We start from the raw sequence: 23,091 nt of genomic DNA, 5'->3' as shown, positions 1-23,091 counted from the left end.
TTACCACTACTAAAAGTATTTTTGTGGTGCTGTTGTTGATTTTTTACAGCAGCATAATTGCAGAATTAAGTCTAGTTCATCTGTATACATTAATTTTTGATGGATCAATTCTATCGAATTCAGCAAATGCAGCAAATGAATTTCCAGCTTCAACCCATAGAACTAAAGTTATATATTATCCAATATTCTCAGTGAAATTGACAGCATATAACAAAATTAGCTGTTGTGTCAAAAACCCTAGCTTAGTATTTTTTCTCTAAGTTGAAAGATTTTTGTAACTAATACAACATTCAGACTTGACTTATCAACCGACTCAACTAATAGTGCGATCGCTATTGTCGATTTCTTATACTTGAGGCTGTTAACAAATAAGTTAAGAGTGTGTTAAACATTAAGCACACAGTGTTTCCTCGTGACCAAAAACTATGTTTAAAGGTAAAAATTTTATTATTCCCAATTTTTGATTTGTAATTACTTCTGAACTCAAAATAATTTATGAGTCTGGATTCAGAATTAGGCATGAATTCTGTACTGCTAATGTATCAATACATGATAAAAGACCGCATTAAGTTGCCAATTTATCAGTCTAAATTTGGGAGCAGGTATAAATTCTCGACTCATTAATTCTCATGATTAAATTAATTCGGAATTAGTAAATTCGCGCAGGTAAAAAAGTCTCATCATAAAAATACGAATAATCACTGATATTAGATTTCGCCAGAACAGCCAAAATCTATGTTAGAAAGTTGGTTTATTTTATCTCTGGTTATGGTTGGTTAAATTGTGCATCTGGATTCAACAAACTCAAGTCATTCATTTATTTCGCTCAAAGATAAAAAAACAATTATAGATAATCAGCGGGAACGCTCTATGAAAGTAGCAGTCCAGCAAGAAGATTTACAGCTGTTAGCTAGAACCTTGCAAGAACAACTTCTGGCACAAGTTCCATCGGGTAAAGTCTTCCAAATTAGGTGTGCGGTTAACAAAGACGAGTTAATGATTCTGATTCAACATCCACCCGGCGTGAAGGTTGACATCGAACAAGTATTTGCAGTGCTTGAGGATGCACTCCAGTCCCTACCTACCTACAGGGAACAACGGATACAATGCTTTCTCAGAGTGACCAGTGAAAAACTTCCTTATGCCAAGCGGGGAATTACTGTTAAGCAAAGAGAAGAAGACTTAGGTATTTGGGAAACTGGTAATACACAAGACTTTTCTGATTCTGGCTCATTTCCAGCTAGTGGCTCATTTTCTGAAGCTAACAATATCAATATCAACTCTGCATTTATTGCAGAAACTTTAGAAGAGCCAGAAGCGGAAACACTTTATGATCCCCTAGAGGATGCACCAGATTTAAGCACAATGCGCCGCCGCAAACCTTTATTAGTATTCTCACCTGTGTTGCTGGGTGTAGGTTTACTGGTGATTGTTGTTTTCGGAGTTAGTGGTTATTTATTAACTCAGCCTTGTGTAATATCTGAGTGCAAAGAGTTAGAAACAGCGATGCAACTCAAAACAGAATCTCGCCAGCTAATGTATCGTGCGAAGTCAGAAAATGAATTAGTTAGAGTTAAACAACAACTAGAGGCGACTAGTGCGGCGTTGAACGTGATTCCTCAGTGGTCTCCCCGTCATCAACAAGCCGAGGAACTCAAAACTACCCTGTCCGAACAGTCAGACAAAATTAATCAAGTGGTAACAGCTTTGCAAACAGGTGCTGCGGCTGAACAAAAAACCCAAACAGCCACCAATAGTTTAGAGGAATTAGAAGCTAGACAACACCTCTGGCGGCAAGCGATCGTTCCATTAGAGACAGTTAATCCCAATAGCGAACTTTATAATTTCATTCAGCCTAAATTACTGAAGTATCGGATTAATTTGCAAACTGTTAATAAGCGGTTAGTTGCTCAAGAACAATGGCTGAAAAAACTAACAGCCGCCAAAGAGGTAGCTAGTGTAGCGATAAAGTGGCAAACTTCGGCTAAATCTTTAAGAGAATGGCAAAAGGTACAGTCTACTTGGCAAGTTGCGGTGAACGCTTTAAGTGTCATTCCCCAAACTAGTCCAGCTTATCCCCAAGCACAAAAGCTGTTAATAGAATATAAACCACAATTTGCGAGGGCGCGCGATCGCGCTACTCTAGAACAATTAGCTGCTAAAAGCTACTTACAAGCACTTAGCATTGCTAAACAAGCCAAAGACTACGAAAAACTCAACCAATGGCAAGCCGCCGCCGCATACTGGCAACAAGCTTTACAAACCGCTAAAAATGTTTCCCAAGATAGCTTGTACTACACCCAAGCACAAAGTCTAATTGCACCTTATTCTGAAGGACTCAAGCAAGCACAAGCCAAAGTCGAACTGATGAATACTTGGCAACAAACCCGTGTAGATTTAAATAAAACTTGTAGTGCTGAAATTCGCATTTGCACTTTTACTTTAAATTACACCGGAATTATTGTCAGAACCACACCTGAATATGAACAAGCCATTCAAGGCGAGTTGTCACCAGCTAATCCTGAAAATCCAGACTCCACAACTAATACAAATAGTCACTGGCAAATTTTACAAGAAGCTCTCTCAGTTATTAGTGAGAATGCTAATTTACCCATCGTCATCTACAATTCCCAAGGCCAAGAAATTTATGTCCGCACATCAGGTGGTTGATTGATTTACTTTTGCCAATTTTTTAAGAAAGAAAAGCAGCCAAGAAACGCGATTTTGTAAAGTCTGTTAATTTTTTACATACAGACTTTATAATAGCCATTGCTGCATAACGTCCTTGCGCGGTCGATGATATTTTCACTACTGCTAACTTTCAAGTATAACTTCTTGTAATTCACCATGAGGTGTTACATGAAATAATGCAATTGCTGCATCACCCTGATTTATATCAGCCAGGCAACAGATGTCTATCCTTTGATTATCACTAGTAATAATTTTAGTGCGGTATTTACAGTGCATATGTCCACATAGCACCAGTTTTGGTAAGAGTAAATCCACTAACATCCGAGCAAATTCATTACCTAATTCGCCATATCCTATACTATTACTAAAGCCTGTAATTTCCGCTATAGAGCTACTATTTATTAGCCCAGATGGCCAATCATGTAATAATAAAATATCAACATTTTTGTAATTTAGTGCTTGGATAATATCATCTTCAATAAAGTAGATATATTCCTTATTGGATTTTGTGGAAATTTCTAAAAAGTGTGGTCTAGGGCTATAAAACTTATCCTTTCGATAAATTCCTGAAACTCCAACAATGTTTAATCCTTCAATAATATTACTGTTAACTCTACCTAAATAATAACAGTTTTTAACAATCTCTGCTCCATTAGTAAACTGTTCAAGAAAGCCATAAGGTTCATGGTTGCCGCCAATGAAGAAGACTGGCCAGGGGAAAAATGCCTTTCCTAAGTAATAGTCAGAAAACTCTCCTAGCTTTTTATATTTTGTTGGTGCTGACATGGTCGATAAATCTGCTTCATGACGATGAGGTTCAAAATCACCGACCTGTAGTATAAAAGCCAATTTTTTCCCTAAGAGCGATTCCCATTTACTCAGCAGTTTAATCATAGTTTTTATGTGTCCATGCACATCACCGACTGCTGCAAAGAAAAATTCTTCCATTGGATTTTGTAATTTTATAAATATGAACTCATATTGAATGTTGTCTACTCCTTTGAGATTAATTAGTTTTCTTTGTATGCGAGGCTAATTATGTACATAACGTTTATAGCAACTTGACTGCAACATTAAATTTTTTATTGACATAGCCACGACCGCACAATAAAGATGCACCAAACTGGCTTTCAAAACTATTGATTTATCTGGTCGATGACAAGTATTAGTAAGAAATGCAGGGCTGAATTTGCTTACTTTGAGTGCATTGTAATTATCGCTGGATTTGGAGCGATCGCAATCACACTTCATAATATATGCTGGACTAGCTTTTTTCTGGACTCAAGCGGCTGTAATATTAGCAACAGAAGATTCTGGGAGTAAATTCCATGAAAGGCAGCCTAACAGTATGTATATTGAAGTACTTAGACTCACCACCAGGGTTTCGCTCCTTGAGCGCTAATCAGTTGTATTGCTTGCTGCTGTTATCTTCCACATCTTTACTGATTGCTTCCTCGTCTGTAGTTTCATTTGCAGCACCACCGAAAATTGCTCAAGCCGCGCCAAGTGCTGCAATTAGTCGTCCAACGCTGAAAGTTGGCTCTCAAGGGGAACGTGTCTCGGAGTTGCAAGCAGCACTCAAGCTTTTGGGTTTTTACTCAGGGACAGTGGATGGAGTTTATAACGAAAATACAGCAAATGCTGTGTCTCGCTTTAAGCAAGCTGTTGGCTTAAATCCTGATGGGGTGGCTGATGCTGCTACTTGGCAAAAATTGTTTCCCAAAGAACCAGCATCTACATCTAACACGGCTGCGTCTTTGTCTAGCACCACTGTTGCTAAACCAGAACCCAGACCTGCTAATCCCAAAACTCGCGCCACCCAAGTCCCAACCCTCGCACCAGAACCAAGACCAGTTAACAGGAAAACTCCTACAACTCAACGCAAAACCCCCGCACGGCCATCATCAACTATTACCTTTCGTAAGGTTCCTGGTATTCAGTACACAGCCGAAGGATATCCCATTTTGCGTTTAGGGATGAGTGGTGAAGATGTACTGACGTTGCAAAAACAATTACAAAGGGTTGGTTTTTTGAGTGGCGGAATAGATGGTGATTTTGGCCGCACTACCGAAACAGCAGTTAAGGCATTGCAAAGGCGCTATGGTTTAGAAGAGGATGGTGTAGCTGGTGGCGCTACTTGGGACATTCTCTTGCGGCGATCGCCTGGGCAGCGATAGGCTAATACGTAGTTATACCAGTTCTCAGTAGAGATGGATGTATGGCATCTCTACTAAATTCATTTAATGGAAGTCATACCTGCTGTATATGAAACACTTTTTGTTAACTTGGTTAGCTACTGCGGTGGCTTTACTGATTACCTCTAGAATTGTGGATGGTTTTATTGTCAATAATTTTGTTGCAGCTTTGGTTGCGGTATTTATTATTGGATTAGTTAATGCTTTTGTCAGACCAATTTTGCAGCTTTTGGCATTTCCCATTACTTTGTTGACTTTTGGTTTATTTACATTTGTCATTAATGCTTTATCTCTGTGGTTAGCCAGTGCTATCACTCCTGGTACTGGTTTTGAGATTAAAGGCTTTTTACCTGCTTTGCTTGGGTCTATTGTGTTATCAATTGTTTCGAGTGTGATTAATTATTTCCTCAGAGTCGTTGAATAGTCGAAAAGATGATTAATCACGGCTGCATTGCTTCAGCCACCGCTACAGTGACTACCCCAGGTAGTGCTGATAAGCGGAAAATATTTTTAGGAACCAATAACTTAGCCCCCAGTTGGACATTTTTAGCAGCAGCCAAAATCGCCGCCGCTTCTGCAACACTAGGTGTTCCTGTGGCTTTGGTGATGATTGCAGATGGGTTGGGAACTGCAACAGTAGCCAACTCTTTAGCGGAAAATGTTTGCAACAGCCAATTGCGGAGTTGACAAATTTCTCCTAAAGCAATGTCTAAGGCTTTGGTATCAATAGTAGCAATTCCGGCGATCGCACTTTCGTCGAGGAGATTTTTTTGAAATACTTCTTCAATAGCTATTGCCATCAACTGTGGCGAACTACTTCGTTGAAACCCAATCCCCACCCATAAATTTCGTCGGTAGTGAGAATCTTTTGTGTTGGATGTTGTAGTTAAGTTAGTCAGCAATCACCGATGATATTAGCTTTGTTAGGCAATACCCGAAAACTGATCGATAGAATACTGTTCCCAAAAAGTAAACACTATATATTGAACATGTCTAGCACAGTAGGAAGCACCAAGGGAGAGAATAGGCAAAAATAGTAGGTTATTTCCTCTTATTTTGCTTCAATGTTAGCGTTGAAGCATAAATTTTCGCTTGTGCTTTACCTTGGTGTTTCAATTTCTTTCTTCTCTGTCGCAGTTGGCGCAAAATAGCTGCGATGGAGTTTTGCTTTTTCGGTAATTAATTACTGATTGAGATACAGTTTTTCTACTATTTAAGTAAATACCGCAAATTGGGAATTTTGTCAACACTGCAAAGAAGCATAAAAAAGCAGGAGCGATCGCAACTCAACACCACATCACGCTATCATCAAGTGTTGTGGCTTTTGCGTGTGTGAATCCTTGCATCTATGACCGCTTCTGACTCTGATAACCAGCCAACAGAATCTCATCAACCCCCTGCGCCTCACGCGGATACACGATTGGTAGATCGCAGTAAGCTTAGAAAAGTAGTGGAATAGGAGACGCAAATGGAAGGTAAAAGATTCATTCATAAAATTAAGCTACAAAACTTTCTTTCCTATGGTAGTAAGGGTGAAGAAATTGAACTGCAACCACTGAATGTATTAATTGGGACTAACGGCTCTGGTAAATCAAATTTAATTGAAGCTATTGGAATTTTACGCGAAATTCCAAGGGATTTAGAAGCTGCTATACGCTACGGAGGAGGAATTATAGATTTCCTTTGGAAAGGTGCAAAAAATATTCCAATAGCAGAAATTCAAGTCACTTTAAGTATAGGAGAATTACCAAATCTAATCTATAGACTAAATTTTACTGGAGTTAACCAAAATTTTCATTTAATAGATGAAGCTATAGAAACAGAAAAAATAAACTCAGATAACAGTGAAGTATTTTCTTACTATCAATTTAATAATAATGGTAAGACAGTTTCTAAATTTAGAGAAAAAGATGAATTGGGCGAAGAACTAATATATGAAGAATTCTGGGATTCTCGGATTCTTCAAATAAATAAGTCTATATTGTCCCAACTACAAGATGTAAGGAAATACCCAGAAATAACAAATATAGGCTACGGGTTTTCTGGAATTTGTATGTATAGAGATTTACCTATAGGACGTAATTGTCAACCCCGTAGGCCACAACAAGCTGATTTTCCCGTATATCCTTTAATGGAGGATGGAAGTAACATCGGTTTGGTTTTAAATAACTTACAACTCCAAATAGGTAATAAAAAAATTACTGAAAAACTAAAAAAGTTTTATACTTCAGCAGAAGAACTAATTGTAAGAATATATGGTGGAACAGTACAGATCTTTATTCGTGAAGAAGGTTTAGTTCAACCAATTCCCGCAAATCGTTTATCTGATGGTACATTGCGTTATTTATTTTTAATGGCTTTACTGCTTGACCCAACTCCACCCCCACTTATTTGCCTTGAAGAACCGGAAATAGGCTTACATCCAGATATTTTACCTAGTATTGCTGAAATGTTAATTGAAGCATCTCAGAGAACACAATTAATTGTAACAACTCATTCTGATGCTTTAGTTTCTGCTTTAAGCGAATATCCTGAATCAGTATTAGTTTGTGAACGAGATGAACAAGGCTCTCATCTTCGTCGTCTTGAACCAAATAAACTGAAGAATTGGTTGGAAAAATATAGTCTCGGAGACCTCTGGCGGATGGGTGAAATTGGGGGAAATAGATGGTAAAGGAGGTGCGGATTTATGTAGAAGGTGGCGGTGATGGTAAAAATACAAAAGCTTTAATTAGACAAGGATTTAGCCAATTTTTAAACCCATTAGTCGAATTGGCAAGAAGTCAAAAAATCAAATGGAATATTATTATCTGTGGTTCTCGGAATAATGCTTTCCAAGATTTTAAGAACGCATTAAAAAACCATCCAGAAGCTTTTAATGTATTGTTGGTTGATGCCGAAGCACCTGTAAAAGTAGAGTCACCTTGGCAGCATTTAAAGTTAAGGGATAATTGGAATAAGCCATCAGAAGTGGATGACAGCCAGTGTCATTTGATGGTGCAAGCTGTGGAGGCTTGGTTTATTGCTGACATTGAAACCCTTAAAAAATTTTATGGTCAAGGTTTTAAAGAAAATGCTATTTCCAAAAATCCTAATGTAGAGACTATTGCTAAAGATAATTTAGAGCCAAGTTTAAAGGCTGCTACTAGCCAAACAACTAAAGGAGAGTATCACAAAATTAATCATGCCTCAAAGTTGCTAGAATTGCTGGATGTCGCTACTGTTCGTCAAGCTTCACCGTACTGCGATCGCCTGTTCACCACATTGCAAGGCAAAATAGAAACATAAAAAATTCTGGAGCGATCGCAACTCAACTCCACATCACGTTATCATCGAGTATTGTGGCTTTTGTGTGCATAACTTCCTGCATCTATCTATGACCGCTTCTGACTCTGATAACCAGCCGACGGAATCTCTTCAACCCCCTGCGCCTCACGCGGATACGCGATTGGTAGACCGCACTAAGCTGAGTAAAATGTATCAGCATTATGTGGAAGTTAAAGATCAGTATCCTCATGCGCTGTTGCTATATCGGGTGGGGGATTTCTTTGAAACTTTTTTCCAAGATGCGGTGACTGTTTCGCGGGAATTAGAATTAGTTCTCACCAGCAAGCATGGCGGTGAAGCTGGGCGAGTGGCGATGACTGGTGTACCGCATCACGCTTGGGAACGCTACACTACTCTATTGGTGGAAAAAGGTTATGCAGTTGTTATTTGCGACCAAGTAGAAGATGCTTCGGAAGCTGTGGGTTTGGTGCGCCGGGAAGTAACGCGCATCCTTACGCCTGGTACGTTGTTAGAAGAGGGAATGTTAAAGTCTAGCCGCAATAATTATTTAGCAGCGGTAGTTATTGCTGGGACTCATTGGGGTTTAGCTTATGCAGATATCTCCACTGGGGAATTTCTCACAACTCAAGGTAGCGATTTAGAACATCTCACCCAAGAACTAATGCGCCTCCAGCCTTCCGAGGTGTTGGTTCCCACAAATGCACCTGATTTGGGTGTATTGCTGCGTCCTGGGGAAACTTCGCCCCATCTTCCCCAATGTTTACCACCATCATTTTGTTATAGTTTGCGATCGCAAGTACCTTTTTCTCAAGGGGAAGCTAGAAGTAAATTATTGCAGAAATTTAAGGTGCGATCGCTCGAAGGTTTGGGCTGTGACCATCTTCCTCTAGCAGTGCGGGCGGCTGGTGGTCTTTTAGAATATGTGGAAGATACCCAAAAGGAAAACACTGTTTCTCTGCAAAGACTCCGCACTTACACACTCACAGACTACCTAATTATTGACCATCAAACCCGCCGTAACTTAGAAATTACCCAAACCGTCCGCGATGGGACTTTTCACGGTTCGCTGTTGTGGGCGTTAGATAGAACTAGCACCGCAATGGGAAGTCGGGCTTTACGACGCTGGTTATTACAACCGTTACTCGATATTAAAGGCATCCGATCGCGGCAAGATACAATTCAAGAATTAAAAGAAAATACACCTCTACGCCAAGATTTGCGCTATTTATTACGGCAAATCTACGATTTAGAACGCCTTACAGGACGGGCGAGTTCTGGTACTGCTAATGCACGAGATTTAATCGCTTTAGCTGATTCTCTGTCTCGTTTACCCGAATTAGCCCGTGTAGTCGCTGATGCAAGTTCTCCCTTTTTGAAAGCTTTGCAAAAAGTCCCGCCTGTATTAGAAGAATTGGCACAGAAAATTCAAGCCCACCTTGTCGAAGCACCACCCATACATTTAAAAGAAGGCGGGTTAATTCGTCCTGGTGTGAATGTATTATTAGATGAAAGAAAGGCGACTGTCGAAGCAGATCATCAATGGATTGCGAATTTAGAAGTAGATGAAAGGGCGAAAACCGGAATCCCGACTTTGAAGGTAGGATTTAACGAAACCTTTGGTTACTACATTAGTATTTCCCGCACCAAAGCTGACCAAGTACCCGCTAACTATATCCGCAAGCAAACCCTCAAGAATGAGGAACGATATATCACCCCAGAACTAAAGGAACGAGAAGCGAGAATTCTCAGTGCGCGGGATGATTTATATAAGTTGGAGTATGAAATTTTTGTGGCGTTGCGCGAAGAAGTGGGCGAACAAGCCGAGGCTATTCGTCAACTTTCTCGCGCTGTGGCTGCGGCGGATGTGTTGTGTGGTTTAGCTGAGTTGGCGGTACAACAAGGTTATTTTCGTCCCGAAATGATATCAGGGCGAGAACTAGAAATTGTAGATGGTCGTCACCCAGTGGTAGAACAGTCCTTACCTGCGGGTTTCTTCGTCCCTAATTCCACTCAGTTAGGACAAGATTCATCAACAAAGGACAACCCCGACTTAATCATTCTTACCGGGCCAAACGCCAGCGGTAAAAGTTGTTACTTGCGTCAGGTAGGCTTAATTCAGTTGATGGCGCAAATTGGGAGTTTTGTCCCTGTGAAGTCGGCTAAGTTAGGCATATGCGATCGCATTTTTACCCGTGTCGGCGCTGTGGATGATTTGGCAACTGGTCAATCTACCTTTATGGTGGAGATGAATGAAACTGCCAATATTCTCAACCATGCTACATCTCGGTCGTTAGTCTTATTAGACGAAATTGGGCGCGGGACAGCAACTTTTGATGGTCTTTCCATTGCTTGGGCGGTAGCAGAATATTTAGCAATTGAGATTCGTTCGCGGACAATTTTTGCCACTCACTACCACGAACTAAATGAGTTGGCGGGAATGTTAACCAATGTGGCTAATTATCAAGTAACCGTCAAAGAATTACCAGACCAAATTATCTTTTTACACCAAGTTCAACCCGGTGGTGCTGATAAATCCTACGGTATTGAAGCGGGTAGATTAGCCGGTTTACCCGCCGTAGTGATTCAACGGGCAAAACAAGTCATGGGGCAAATTGAGAAACATAGTAAGATTGCGATCGGTTTGAAAAATTTGACGTAAGTTGTTGTCAATTGCTGAATGATATAGCGGTAGTCAGATATGTTAGGACAACTGGAAAGCTTGAATACCAGGAATAGTAAGACTTTTCTTCCTGCTGCCTCCTGCTATAAATCAAAGAAGGGGATTTTCTGCTAATTCCAATTTTTCCTTATACCCCTTGACACTCCAGTTCACTGGAGAAGTCAAGATAAAGTCAGTCTGGAACAAGACTTGATAATTGGAGTTTTCAAATGGAAAATGCCACCTTGAAATTGCGCGGTATGAGTTGCGCTTCCTGTGCCAGAAGTGTAGAAGATGCAATTCGTTCTGTCCCTGGTGTGAAAGAATGTAGTGTGAACTTTGGGGCAGAACAAGCAACAGTTGATTATGACCCCAGAACCACAAATTTACAAGCCATCCAAAATGCTGTAGATGCCGCAGGTTATTCAGCCTACCCACTGCAATCACAAAATCTAATGGCTGGCGAAGATGATGCAGTAATCAGACATCGCCAGAAAGAATCTCGTGATTTGCAACGCAAGTTAACTGTAGGGGGGATTATTGGCAGTTTACTAGTAATTGGTTCACTGCCAATGATGACAGGATTACACTTACCCTTGATTCCTACATGGCTGCATAACCCTTGGTTGCAATTAGTTCTGACTACTCCTGTGCAGTTTTGGTGCGGTAAAACTTTTTATGTCAATGCCTGGAAAGCTTTCAAGCGCCATGCTGCCACAATGGATACCTTAATAGCTTTAGGTACAAGTGCTGCATATTTTTATTCTCTATTTGCGACTTTGGTTCCTGGCTTTTTCATTGCTCAGGGATTGATGCCTGATGTGTATTATGAAACTGCGGCGATTGTCATTACCTTAATTTTGTTAGGGCGATTATTTGAAAGCCGTGCCAAAGGAGAAACCTCAGAAGCTATCCGTAAGCTAATTGGTTTGCAGGCGAAAACCGCACGGTTGATTCGTCACGGAACAGAAGTAGATGTACCGATTGCAGAAGTACAAATTGGCGATGTTGTGCTGGTTCGTCCTGGAGAAAAGATTCCTGTTGATGGCGAAGTGGTGGAGGGGACATCCACTGTTGATGAAGCGATGGTGACTGGTGAAAGTGTACCAGTGAAAAAGCAACCAGGAGATGAAGTTATTGGCGCAACTCTCAACAAAACTGGAAGTTTCCAATTTCGGGCGACAAGAGTTGGTGCGGATACTGTATTGGCACAGATTGTTCAATTAGTACAGCAGGCTCAAGGCTCAAAAGCTCCCATTCAAAGACTAGCAGACCAAATTACTGGTTGGTTTGTACCTGGGGTAATTGCGATCGCTATTCTTACCTTTGTCGTATGGTACAACATCACGGGCAACCTCACCCTAGCCTTAATTACCACAGTCGGAGTGTTAATTATCGCTTGTCCTTGTGCTTTGGGTTTAGCTACACCAACTTCTGTGATGGTAGGTACAGGTAAAGGTGCAGAAAATGGCATTTTAATTAAAGGTGCAGAAAGTTTAGAATTGGCACACCAAATTCAAATCATTGTCTTAGACAAAACCGGCACAATTACTCAAGGTAAACCCACTGTTACAGATTTTGTCACAGTTAACGGTACAGCTAACAGTAACGAAATTCAGCTAATACAACTAGCCGCATCCTTAGAACGCAATTCTGAACATCCGTTAGCAGAAGCCGTTGTGCGATATGCCCAATCTCAAGAAGTAACCTTAGCAGATGTCAGAGATTTTGCAGCCGTAGCAGGTAGCGGCGTACAAGGTATTGTTTCTCATCATCTGGTGCAAATTGGTACACAACGCTGGATGGAAGAATTAGATATTCATACCCAAGTCTTGCAACAAGACAAAGAACGCTTAGAATACCTGGGTAAAACCGCAGTTTGGTTAGCAGTTGACGGCGAAATCCAAGGGTTAATCGGGATTGCTGATGCAATTAAACCCACTTCTCCCCAAGCTGTGAAAGCATTACAAAAACTCGGTTTAGAAGTTGTTATGCTTACAGGCGACAACCAACGCACCGCCGAAAGTATTGCCCGTGAAGTTGGTATCAAGCAGGTTTTGGCAGAAGTCCGTCCTGATCAAAAAGCAGAGGTGATTAAGTCACTGCAAGCAGAGAAGCAGGGGAGCACAAGAAAAACTCAGCACTCAATTGTCGCAATGGTTGGTGATGGGATTAATGATGCACCAGCTTTAGCGCAAGCTGATGTCGGAATCGCCATCGGTACGGGTGCAGATGTGGCGATCGCAGCTAGTGACATCACCTTAATCTCTGGTGATTTGCAAGGTATAGTCACAGCCATTCAACTTAGCCGCGCCACAATGCGTAACATTCGCCAAAACCTATTCTTCGCCTTTATTTACAACGTTGCTGGTATTCCCATCGCCGCCGGAATTCTGTTCCCTGTATTTGGTTGGTTGCTGAACCCGATTATTGCAGGTGCAGCAATGGCTTTTAGTTCAGTTTCTGTAGTCACTAATGCGCTGCGTTTGCGTAACTTTCAAGCTAAAACATTCTAATTAAGGAAATAACAATGTTTCATAAAGCAGGATTTGGATTGCTGCTGGGAGTTGTATTGGCAATTGCAGATGTTCAAGCGATCGCGCGATCGCCTAGCATCTTAAAGACAGAGGCGATCATACAAACCTCTCATGATCCACACTCATCTACAACATTCCACACAAATCAATTCCAACGGATCAATCAGCCCTTAGAAAACAAAGTAGCCGTCACTCTGGGCGGATTAAGTTTAATTGGTTTACAACTTTGGTGGTTTTTGCCAAGTAAACCCAAGTCTTAGAAAGCAGTCCTAACCCAGTAGACGTTAAATTATTTACTCACCTAAAAGTTCACTACATTGATCTACTAGCCATAAATCTATACCAGTGTAGCCGCTGAGACACATAAAAACTTAAATTTTTCAACTACTATTTGGATGAAAATAAGTACTACTTAAGTTATATTATTATACAAGTAGTATTTGCTACATCGCTTATTTGCTATATACTTGCTTAATTGTACGTTTTTTTAGTAATAAAACTCTATGGTTATTGAGTTTTTTTATATTCACTTTACAAATATTTAGTAAATACCATTAATTGCAATAATTGACATGTCATAGATTCATGACATTTAAGTATTTTAACTTAAAATAGCCATATTTTTTAACATAAGTATTTACTTGTTAAAAGATAAAATTTTGATAAAAACCTCTACATAACTACTAAATTAGTCAAAGAAATTTAGTAGTTACTTATAAAAATATAGTCATTTATATTACACTGTATAAATAAACTTTAGTATAACCTTGTAATTACACAAAATTACAGTTATCTTTTTGACAAAATTATTAAATAATAATAAAAGAAGTTGGGTAATAAAACTGAGATTTTACTTAAACAGAGTCTCAAGTGAAGTTAACCGCCGTGTCATAAATTACAAAAGAAAATTTTACACTGTATTAAACGCAGTGTAAAAGTCAAGAGTGCTGTTCATTTAAATTTCGACAATACTGTAGCAAACATAATTAATTTGTGAGAATTTTTGTGTTGACTCTTCCTGATATTTAGTTATTTCTCACAAATGACTTGTAGCTGCTATGGGAAATATATCATCAGCAAAAATTCAGACTCTGCATAAGATTTTTTAGAAATTTATACAGGCATCAAAAGTATGTCTTCAAAATTGGTTGCCGTTTTGCAGCTATGCTGTTGTGTCTAAAATGCAGAAAAGACATTAGTAAGAATTCAAATGGTGAATTTTTGCCTGCATAAATTAATAGCTGTAAATATTGCTATCTAAGTGTCTAAGTTGAAATTAGCCACTAACGACTATGCCATTTATTTAAAAACTTGGAACAATTCAGAGGAATTATGGAAAAGTTGATTTTTCCCGATTTATACTGCCCATTTCCATCTCAAGTTAATCAGTATGTAGATGTTTTAGAAGATTATGCTTTTGAATGGGTGCAGCAATTTAATCTCCTAAAAAATACATCAGAGTATCAGCTTTTTTCCAAAGCAAAGTTCTTTTTACTAGCTGCATATACATATCCATATTGCCAGATTGAAGAACTAAAAATTGCAAATGATTGGATGAGTTGGTTATTTGTTTTAGATGATAAATGTGATAGTTCAGATCTAGGAAAACAGCCTGAATTGCTCAAGACTTTACACAGTAGATTTCTAGAAATATTTAACGGATCTGAAATTAATAAACATGATATACCTCTGAGTCACGCCTTGAATAACTTAAGACAGAGGATGCTTCAAATAGGAAACGCAAGATGTTTCAATTACTTTGCTATTTCTTTGAAGAAATACTTCGATGGATGTGTGTTGGAATCAATAAATCGTGCTAGTACACAAGTACCTGATTTTGATAACTATCAAATGATCCATTTGTTAAGTTCAGCAGTTGATATTAGCATCGATATAAGTGAATTTTGTAATCATCATCTCGTGAGCGATTTTGTCAGAAATCATGAAAGTATAAAAAAGCTGAAAATGATGACTAATAAAATTATTTGCTTGTGTAATGACATATTTTCAGCCCCAAAAGAAATGGCTAGTGGTGATGTTCATAACTCAATCATAGTACTTCATTTTCAACATAAAATACCTTTAAATCAAGCAGTTGCAATTGTTGCAAATATGCACAATCAAGAGTTGCAATCATTCCTTGATTTACAAGCATCTATCCCATATTTTAATGAAGAAATCAATCATGAAGTTACCAAATACTTATCGGGACTCCATACTTGGATACGTGGTAATTTTGACTGGTCTTGTAATTCTGGTCGTTATCAGACTGGAACTATGCAAAATCAAATACCAGCACAAGTAGCCTAGGAGAAATTATATGTCATTACCTAACACTCTAAAAGCTCCAGCTTTTCTGCAAAAACTCCAGTGGACAGCGAACCCAGTTAAATATTTTGAAGGTGCAGCCCAACAGCATCCTGATATTTTTACAGCAGAGATAGTTGGGTTTGGAGAAACTGTAGTTTTCGTAAATCATCCCCAGGCAATACAAGAAATTTTCACCAATGATGCGTCTGGAACTGTACAAAGTGTGGGACGGAAGAAGTTTGCAGCTCTTGGTGAAAAAAACAGAATTCTGCAACCCTTGTTAGGGAACCATTCTCTCCTTATGCTTAGTGGCGAGCGCCACAAACGACGGCGACAGATTGCCATGCCCCCTTTTCACGGAGAACGGATGCGAGCTTATGGCTCTTTGATGTGTAAGTTGACGGAAAACATCTATACTCACTTACCACTGAATGAACCTTTCTCGGCTCGGTTTGTTATGCAGGAAATTTCCTTGCAAATTATGTTGCAGGCAGTATTTGGTTTATATGAAGGAGAACGTTGCCAAAAACTCAAGTATCTATTAACGTCGCTGATGGATAATTTTATATCTCCAGTAACTTCTGGCTTTTTGTTGTTTTCCTTCTTACAAAAAAATTTGGGCAGTTGGAGTCCTTGGGGTCGGTTTTTGTCTCAAAGACAGCAAATTGATGAACTGATCTACGCTGAAATTGCTGAACGTCGAGAAGAAAACAATCTTGAGCGTATCGATATCCTCTCATTATTGATGTCAGCTAAAGATGAGATGGGGAACTCAATGACCGATGAAGAGTTACGAGATGAATTAATGACTCTGATACTAGCTGGGTATGAAACTACAGCTACAGCAATGGCTTGGGCTATGTACTGGATACATCGTCAACCAGAAGTCTATCAAAAGCTGCTAGAGGAAATTGATACTCTTGGTGATCATCCAGACTCAATGGAAATTTTCCGACTTCCTTATCTAAGTGCTGTCTGTAATGAAACTTTGCGGATTCATCCTTCCGTGATGGTGACAATGCCTAGGGTGGTTCAAGAACCTGTTAAATTGTTGGGATATGCCCTAGAACCTGGTACTGTGCTTCTCACTAGTGTTTATTTAACTCATCATCGCCAAGACTTATACCCCCAACCTCAGCAGTTTAAGCCAGAACGTTTTTTAGAACGTCAATTTTCTCCTTATGAATTTATCCCTTTTGGCGGTGGTTCCCGTAGTTGTATTGGTCAAGCTTTGGGTATGTTTGAAATGAAGTTAGTATTGGCAACACTGCTGTCAAATTACCAACTGGCTTTAGCTGAACGGAAACCAGAAAAACTACAGCGTCGAGGTTTTACCCTTGCACCAGCCAATGGAGTCAAGATGGTAATTAAAGGGCGGCGTGTGCGCCAAAGGTCTCAAGTACCTACAGCAACTGCACCAGCCCATTAATGCCAGCATCTCACGGCTTGATTGGTATTTCAATCAAAAATTCAGTTCCTTTTCCGGGAGTAGAATCACAGGTTAATTGACCCTTGTGTTTATCTACAATCACCTGATAACTAATAGATAATCCCAACCCTGTGCCACTACCGACTGGTTTAGTCGTAAAAAATGGATCAAAGATTTTCTTCTTGACTGCTTCTGTCATCCCAGAACCGTTATCAGCAATGCTAATCCGCAAGGTATTTGTGCGTATAAGGCTAGTACAAATGCGAATCAGAGGTCTAGTTAACAGTTCATTTTGACTATTAAGCATTGACTCATCTAAAGCATCGATCGCATTACTCAAAATATTCATAAATACCTGATTTAGTTGACCAGCATAACAACTAATATTGGGTATTTTTGCATATTCTTTGATAACTTCGATTTCCGGGGAATCACTCTTTTCTTTGAGTCGGTGCTGCAAAATCATTAACGTGTTGTCAATACCTTCATGAATATCAACAGCCTTCATTTCCGATTCATCCAAGCGGGAGAAGTTACGTAAACCTAAAACTATATTACGAATTCGGGAACTGCCAACCTTCATAGAATCAAGAATTTTCGGCAAATCTTTAGCTAAGAAATCTACATCTATTTCTGCTGATTTTGCTTTAACTAAATCTGAAGAATGAGAGCATTCTTGCTGATAAATAGCTAATAAATCTAGTAAATCTTGGACATATTCACTAGTATGATTAATATTGCCATGAATAAAGTTGATGGGATTATTAATTTCATGAGCAATACCCGCCACCATTTGACCCAACGAAGACATTTTTTCACTTTGAATTAGTTGGGTTTGTGTGCGTTGCAATTCTTGGAGAGCTTCTTGTAGATGTTGATTTTTGTGATGTAGTTCTTGTGTTCTTGCTTCTACTTTTTCTTCTAAGCTATGGTTGTATTCTTCTAGATTTTGATTTGCTTGTGCTAAATTTTTATAGAGAATCGCGTTCTCTAAGGAAATTGCAGCTTGGGTAGTAAGCAGTTTCAAAACTTCAACGCGATCGCGTGTAAATGCTCCTGTAGTAAGATTATTTTCGAGGTAAAGAATCCCCAATAATTTACCTTGATTAATAATTGGGATGCACAAAAGGCTCTTTGGCGGCTCACGCATAATATAGCGATCGCCAGTTAAAAAATCAACAGTCTTAGCATCATCAACCACAAACACTTCTTTAGTGCGGTTAACATATTTCATCAAAGTAATCGGAACATCGTTGCTAGACTCAACATCAATTGATGGGAACTGTGTAGAGATAGATGAAAAATTGGCACTAGAACTAATAGCTATTACCTTTAATTCCAAATTATTATCTTCAATCAAAATTAAAGCAGATTTAGATGCTCCGGCATTTTCCATCACAAGTTGCATTAATGTAGAAAGTAGTTGCTCCATCTCAATTTCTCCAGAGAGTGCTTGAGAAGCTTTAATCACAGAGGCTAAATCTAGTGATTCAGAAATACTTGTTTTAGAACCGACTAATGTTTGGTAACTACTTTGATGTGATAGAGATTGATAAGTAGAGATAGTGATTTTGTCAGATAATTGTAGGCTCAGTTTCTCTTGCTGAAGTATTGGCATGAGTAATTGTGGATAGCGTTTTGCCAAATCATCTACTTTGGCTTTTGCGCCCCAACGCACATAGCAATAATAGGCATCAGTGAGATAGGTTTGAGCAATTTTCTCTTTACCCCATTCCAGATAAAATCTAGCTGCTAATTCATTAGCGAGAGCTTCTTCGTTAATGTACTCGTTTTCTTTAGCCAGAGCAATGGCGCGATCGTAAGATTCTATTGCTTCGAGATATTGACCTGTAACCCGATATCGTTCAGCCTCTACTAAATAAAATTTATGCAGATAATTCATCGGAGCATGATGCGCCCATTTCTGCATTTTTTCTTGGTTAGCTCTGACTCTATCAAGAATATTTTGTTGCTCGGAATGATGCGTGTTAGGATAAATTCCTAGTCTGGCAAGAGAATCGTAAAAGCGAAAAAAAGGAATAATTAATTGTCCTGTACCACTATGTAGATAATTTTCTGCCAAAGTAGCATTTTCAATTGCTTTATTTAAGTCTTGAAATAAATAACTAAGATAGAGTTTATTAATATAAAAATCTATAAGTCCAATTCCATCATTAGTTTCAATATGAATCTGTAAACTTTGTTTTTCATTGTAAGATTCTCCAATTAAAAGAATGGGATTATCCTCTGCACCTAACAAATTTAGAACAGTCTGTCTATAAATTTCATTCCAGTAAAATACTGTTTGTTGCTTTATTTGTTTGATAACATTACTATAATTTTTTATTTCTTGTTCAAGTCCTATCAATTCCTTACCAATGAAATAGGAAGAAAAGGAATAAGCATGAATAGAATAAGCTGCAAATTCTAAATCTCCTATTTCCATCGCTACAACATAACCTTCTAATAAAGGCGTTAAGACATTTCTAGCATGTTCTTTCCAATGCCGAATAACTGTGTTAAATGATAGCAAAGTCTTAGGATTGACTTCTCTATCATTAAACTTAGTAAGTAGACTTAAAGCTAGTTTGCCAAACTCATACCCAGACTCAATATCTTCAAGAACACCACAAAGGATCAGCCCATATATAACGTACGCACATGCGGATAAGGAAGCATTACCATATTTGAGCGATAAATTTATTTCTTCTGCTGCAAACAGTAAATACAGTTCTGGAACAGCTTGATAAACAAAACCAGCAGCACTAACTAATATACGCATAGCTGCAAGTGGACAGGCTTCTGTCATTTCTGGTAGATCAATTAAGTCTTTAATTTTTCTCCCAGCTAGATTTGATGTAATTTCTGCTATAGCCAATTGCATATTAGATTGGCTAGGATTCTCAGGAAATTCCACACCTAACTGCTTCAAAACAGTAAGTGCAGTATTAACAGCTTCTAATGCTTTATTTTTTGCGCCGCAAGCTTGAATTTTTACTTCATAAACTTTCACTTTTTCTAGTAATGTTTTAGCCTGTGCTAACACAACATCAACTAATTGCTCCATCTGCTCAAATTCACCAGCTAGGTATGCTGCTTCCGCTGCTGTTTCGTACAAAGCTAAAGAAAGTTCATATTGTGTTTCCCAACTATCAGATGATAGGAGTTCAATCCCCGTTGTTAAATACTTAATTCCGGCTGTATAAGCTGTAGCGCCTAAAGCTTTACGTCCAGCCATCAAATTCATTTGAGCTATTTCATCACGCCTTGTCTGCTCAGTGATCAATTCTAATGCGATATTGAATTGATTTACTATCTGAAAAATCTTTTCTTCGCGTTCTGTAACTGTAATACTATTGAATAGTAATAAGCCAATTTTTAAATGCGTTTGCTGCCTTTGGGTTTCGGAAATTAAAGAATAAGCAGCTTGTTGTACTCTGTCATGGATAAATTTGTATTTAGGAACTGGAAAACTATTGTTTAAGAAATCTGGAGAATTTGAATTCGGAACAATTTCTGCTGAAATAGGCTCATTTTGGAATAACTTATAAATATCAGTTTGAGGTAAAATTATTCCTTCATGTAAGGCTATCCATAATTCTGATGCTGTATCTACTACAGATTTTTCGTTGACGATCGCCAGAGTTTTTAAGTCAAATTCATGTCCAATACAAGCAGCCATTTTTAAGACATTTTGCGTCACTATTGGCAACTTTCCTATTTGCCGTGCCATAAAATCAACAACATCATCTGTCAGTACTAATGCCTGTATTGCAGCAAAATCATACTGCCAATAACCTACATCAAAATTAAATTTAATGATGCCATCTTGATGTAAAGATTTCAAGAATTGAGTTGCAAAAAATGGATTACCTTTGGTTTTAGCAAACACCATTTGTCCCAAAGGAGTTGCTATCTCTTGATGGCAACCAAGAGTATCAGTAATCAAGGAATTTAAATTACCTTGATTTAAAGGTGCTAGGTTAATCTGATTAATCCTTGTCCCAGCTTTTTCAATTTGCTGTAATGTTAGGCAAAGTGGGTGGGCTGGGTAAACTTCGTTATCACGATATGCACCAATTAGTAAAAAGTTTCCTTCAGTTTGAGTAACTTTTGGCTCTTCATCAACTTCCCAAACTACCCCATCAAATATAGGGTTCCACAAGTTATTTGTAGATTCAGGAGTAACTAAAACAGAAGTTTGATTATTGGCATTATTTTGGCTCATCAATAGTTGAATAAACTGCAAAGAGGCTGAGTCTGCCCATTGCAAGTCATCTAGAAAAATCACTAAAGGATGCTCTTTAGTACTAAATACCTGAATAAATCTTTGGAATAATAGATTAAATCGATTTTGAGCAGCAGTTCCAGAAAGTTCCAAAATTGCTGGTTGTTTACCAATAATCTGTTCTAGACCAGGAATTACATCGATAATTACCTGTGCTTGTTCACCCAATGCTAAAAGAATTTTGTCTTTCCATTGTTGAATTTGAGCATCAGTTTCTACCAGAATTTGCCCTATCAAGTCTTGAAAAGCTTGTACTAATGCTGATAAAGGAATATCTCGTTGGAATTGGTCAAATTTACCTTTGATGAAATAACTGCGCTGTCTGGAAATCGGTTTATGTACTTCGTTGACTACGGCGGTTTTACCAATCCCAGAAAACCCCGCGACTAGGATCATTTCTGTCGTACCTCTGGCTACGCGCTCAAAGGCTGTAAGTAAGGTAGCAACTTCTTTTTCACGACCATAGAGTTTTTCTGGGATGAGAAAACGGTCGGAAACATCTTTAGTGGCTAACTCAAAGCTGTTAATATTGCCAATTTGTTGCCATTGCTGATAGCAAGCTTCTAAGTCGTACTTAAGTCCGTAAGCACTTTGATAGCGGTCTTCGGCATTTTTAGCCATTAACTTGCTAACAATTGCAGACAAAATTGGCGGGTGATGAGGATTAATTTGCTGTACGGTTGGTGGTTGTTTAGCAATGTGAGCGTGAACCAACTCCATCGGTTCAGTGTTGACGAAGGGTAATTGTCCGGTTAGGAGTTCAAAAAATGTGACTCCTAAAGAATAAAAATCGCTGCGGTAATCAATACCACGGTTCATTCTACCTGTTTGTTCAGGAGAGATATAAGCGAGTGTTCCTTCTAAGACGTTGGGATTTGTCAGGTATTGAATTTCTCTTGGTAGGAGAGTAGCAATACTGAAGTCGATAATTTTGATTTCTAAAGTAATAGGGTTAATCAGGACATTCGCTGGTTTGATATCTTTATGAATAATGCGACTGCGATGTAGACCTTCTAAAATAGATGCGATCGCTATAGCAATAGGGAAAAATTCTTGTAGTGTAATCCCAAACTCTTGTGTTGCTTTATTTTGCCGTCCCCAATCTTTGAGCGATATCCCGCCAAAGTCCTCCATGATTAAAGCATAGCCATTGCGATAATTTTCTAAACACAGAGGTTGAACTATGCCTGGTAAATTGAGGTTTTTGGTGATTGTATACTGATTACGGAATTGAGCAATTTCACTGAAAGTAGGATACTCATTTCGTATAAGTTTAATTACTATTGGTTGTTTATCTTGTTCTTTAATACCTCGATAAACTAAAGTTTTGCTACCACAATAAATTTGTTCTACAATTCGATACCCAGGCAAGGAGAACACTTTTTCAGATAATACTAACATTGCAGTGATATTCAAAAAAATTTAACTGCCCTTAGTATTCCCGGTAATTTACCTCCTTTAACATCGAAGTATTGTTTTTAATAAATTTGCTGATTTTCTAGGATTTCAACGGTTATACGGTTTTATAGAACTATCAGTCAGAAGATATTATTAAATACTAAGTTTTATTATTCTCACTCTAAATCTCCCTTAAATAAGGGGATTTTGAGTAGGCTATTCCCTCTTTATAAGGACAGGATGGAGCTACAAGTATTCATATATAAATAATCTGACTTTTCCCGTTAAGTCTCTTT

The 23,091-nt window shown here is 38.6% G+C and carries 12 protein-coding genes and 1 pseudogene; 10 read left to right on the top strand and 3 right to left on the bottom strand.

Annotation, left to right across the window (positions count from 1 at the left end; all coding sequences use genetic code 11):
* The first annotated feature begins 870 nt into the window (after window positions 1-870).
* The gene (locus NCWK1_RS15010) at window positions 871-2,670 is read left to right on the top strand and encodes a hypothetical protein (protein WP_103125263.1); all 1,800 of its coding nucleotides are present in this window, start codon (window positions 871-873) and stop codon (window positions 2,668-2,670) included.
* Between the two features lie 144 nt (window positions 2,671-2,814).
* On the opposite strand, the gene NCWK1_RS15005 is transcribed toward NCWK1_RS15010, so the two are convergent.
* A complete protein-coding gene (locus tag NCWK1_RS15005; protein ID WP_103125262.1) occupies window positions 2,815-3,639 on the bottom strand; it encodes a metallophosphoesterase in 825 nt (274 codons plus the stop codon).
* 380 nt (window positions 3,640-4,019) lie between these two features.
* On the opposite strand from NCWK1_RS15005, the gene NCWK1_RS15000 reads away from it, so the two are divergent.
* Together NCWK1_RS15000 and NCWK1_RS14995 are read left to right on the top strand one after the other, a co-directional pair.
* Complete coding sequence (locus NCWK1_RS15000; protein WP_096581629.1) at window positions 4,020-4,868, top strand: peptidoglycan-binding domain-containing protein; 849 nt, start codon at window positions 4,020-4,022, stop codon at window positions 4,866-4,868.
* An 88-nt stretch (window positions 4,869-4,956) separates the two neighbouring features.
* Window positions 4,957-5,310 (top strand): phage holin family protein, encoded by a 354-nt coding sequence (locus tag NCWK1_RS14995; RefSeq protein WP_096581627.1) that lies wholly within the window; start codon window positions 4,957-4,959, stop codon window positions 5,308-5,310.
* A 16-nt stretch (window positions 5,311-5,326) separates the two neighbouring features.
* On the opposite strand, the gene NCWK1_RS14990 is transcribed toward NCWK1_RS14995, so the two are convergent.
* A complete protein-coding gene (locus NCWK1_RS14990; protein WP_103125261.1) occupies window positions 5,327-5,788 on the bottom strand; it encodes a cobalamin biosynthesis protein in 462 nt (153 codons plus the stop codon).
* A 566-nt stretch (window positions 5,789-6,354) separates the two neighbouring features.
* Between NCWK1_RS14990 and NCWK1_RS14985 the strand changes: the two genes are divergently transcribed.
* The 7 genes and pseudogenes from NCWK1_RS14985 (at window position 6,355) to NCWK1_RS14955 (ending at window position 17,109) form a co-directional block, all read left to right on the top strand.
* Complete coding sequence (locus NCWK1_RS14985) at window positions 6,355-7,560, top strand: AAA family ATPase (RefSeq protein WP_103125260.1); 1,206 nt, start codon at window positions 6,355-6,357, stop codon at window positions 7,558-7,560.
* A complete protein-coding gene (locus NCWK1_RS14980) occupies window positions 7,554-8,174 on the top strand; it encodes a DUF4276 family protein (RefSeq protein WP_103125259.1) in 621 nt (206 codons plus the stop codon). The genes NCWK1_RS14985 and NCWK1_RS14980 overlap by 7 nt, the downstream gene beginning before the upstream one ends.
* Before the next feature lie 88 nt (window positions 8,175-8,262).
* Window positions 8,263-10,833, top strand: a complete 2,571-nt coding sequence (gene mutS, locus NCWK1_RS14975) for a DNA mismatch repair protein MutS (protein ID WP_103125258.1) — start codon at window positions 8,263-8,265, stop codon at window positions 10,831-10,833.
* A 230-nt stretch (window positions 10,834-11,063) separates the two neighbouring features.
* On the top strand, window positions 11,064-13,349 hold the full coding sequence (locus NCWK1_RS14970; protein WP_103125257.1) for a heavy metal translocating P-type ATPase: 2,286 nt from the start codon (window positions 11,064-11,066) through the stop codon (window positions 13,347-13,349).
* A gap of 14 nt (window positions 13,350-13,363) precedes the next feature.
* Window positions 13,364-13,627, top strand: a pseudogene (locus NCWK1_RS14965) (hypothetical protein); the annotation flags it as partial.
* 1,075 nt (window positions 13,628-14,702) lie between these two features.
* Window positions 14,703-15,680: a terpene synthase family protein gene (locus NCWK1_RS14960; RefSeq protein ID WP_103125256.1), complete on the top strand. Its 978-nt coding sequence runs from the start codon at window positions 14,703-14,705 to the stop codon at window positions 15,678-15,680.
* Between the two features lie 10 nt (window positions 15,681-15,690).
* Window positions 15,691-17,109, top strand: a complete 1,419-nt coding sequence (locus NCWK1_RS14955) for a cytochrome P450 (RefSeq protein ID WP_103125255.1) — start codon at window positions 15,691-15,693, stop codon at window positions 17,107-17,109.
* A 10-nt stretch (window positions 17,110-17,119) separates the two neighbouring features.
* Here the strand turns inward: NCWK1_RS14955 and NCWK1_RS14950 are convergent, their stop codons facing one another.
* The gene (locus tag NCWK1_RS14950) at window positions 17,120-22,798 is read right to left on the bottom strand and encodes a trifunctional serine/threonine-protein kinase/ATP-binding protein/sensor histidine kinase (RefSeq protein ID WP_103125254.1); all 5,679 of its coding nucleotides are present in this window, start codon (window positions 22,796-22,798) and stop codon (window positions 17,120-17,122) included.
* Window positions 22,799-23,091 lie beyond the last annotated feature (293 nt).

Origin of the sequence: Nostoc cycadae WK-1, assembly GCF_002897135.1 — a bacterium.
In the GTDB taxonomy this organism is placed as follows: Bacteria; Cyanobacteriota; Cyanobacteriia; order Cyanobacteriales; family Nostocaceae; genus Nostoc_B.
This window is presented reverse-complemented; position numbering and strand designations above follow the sequence as displayed.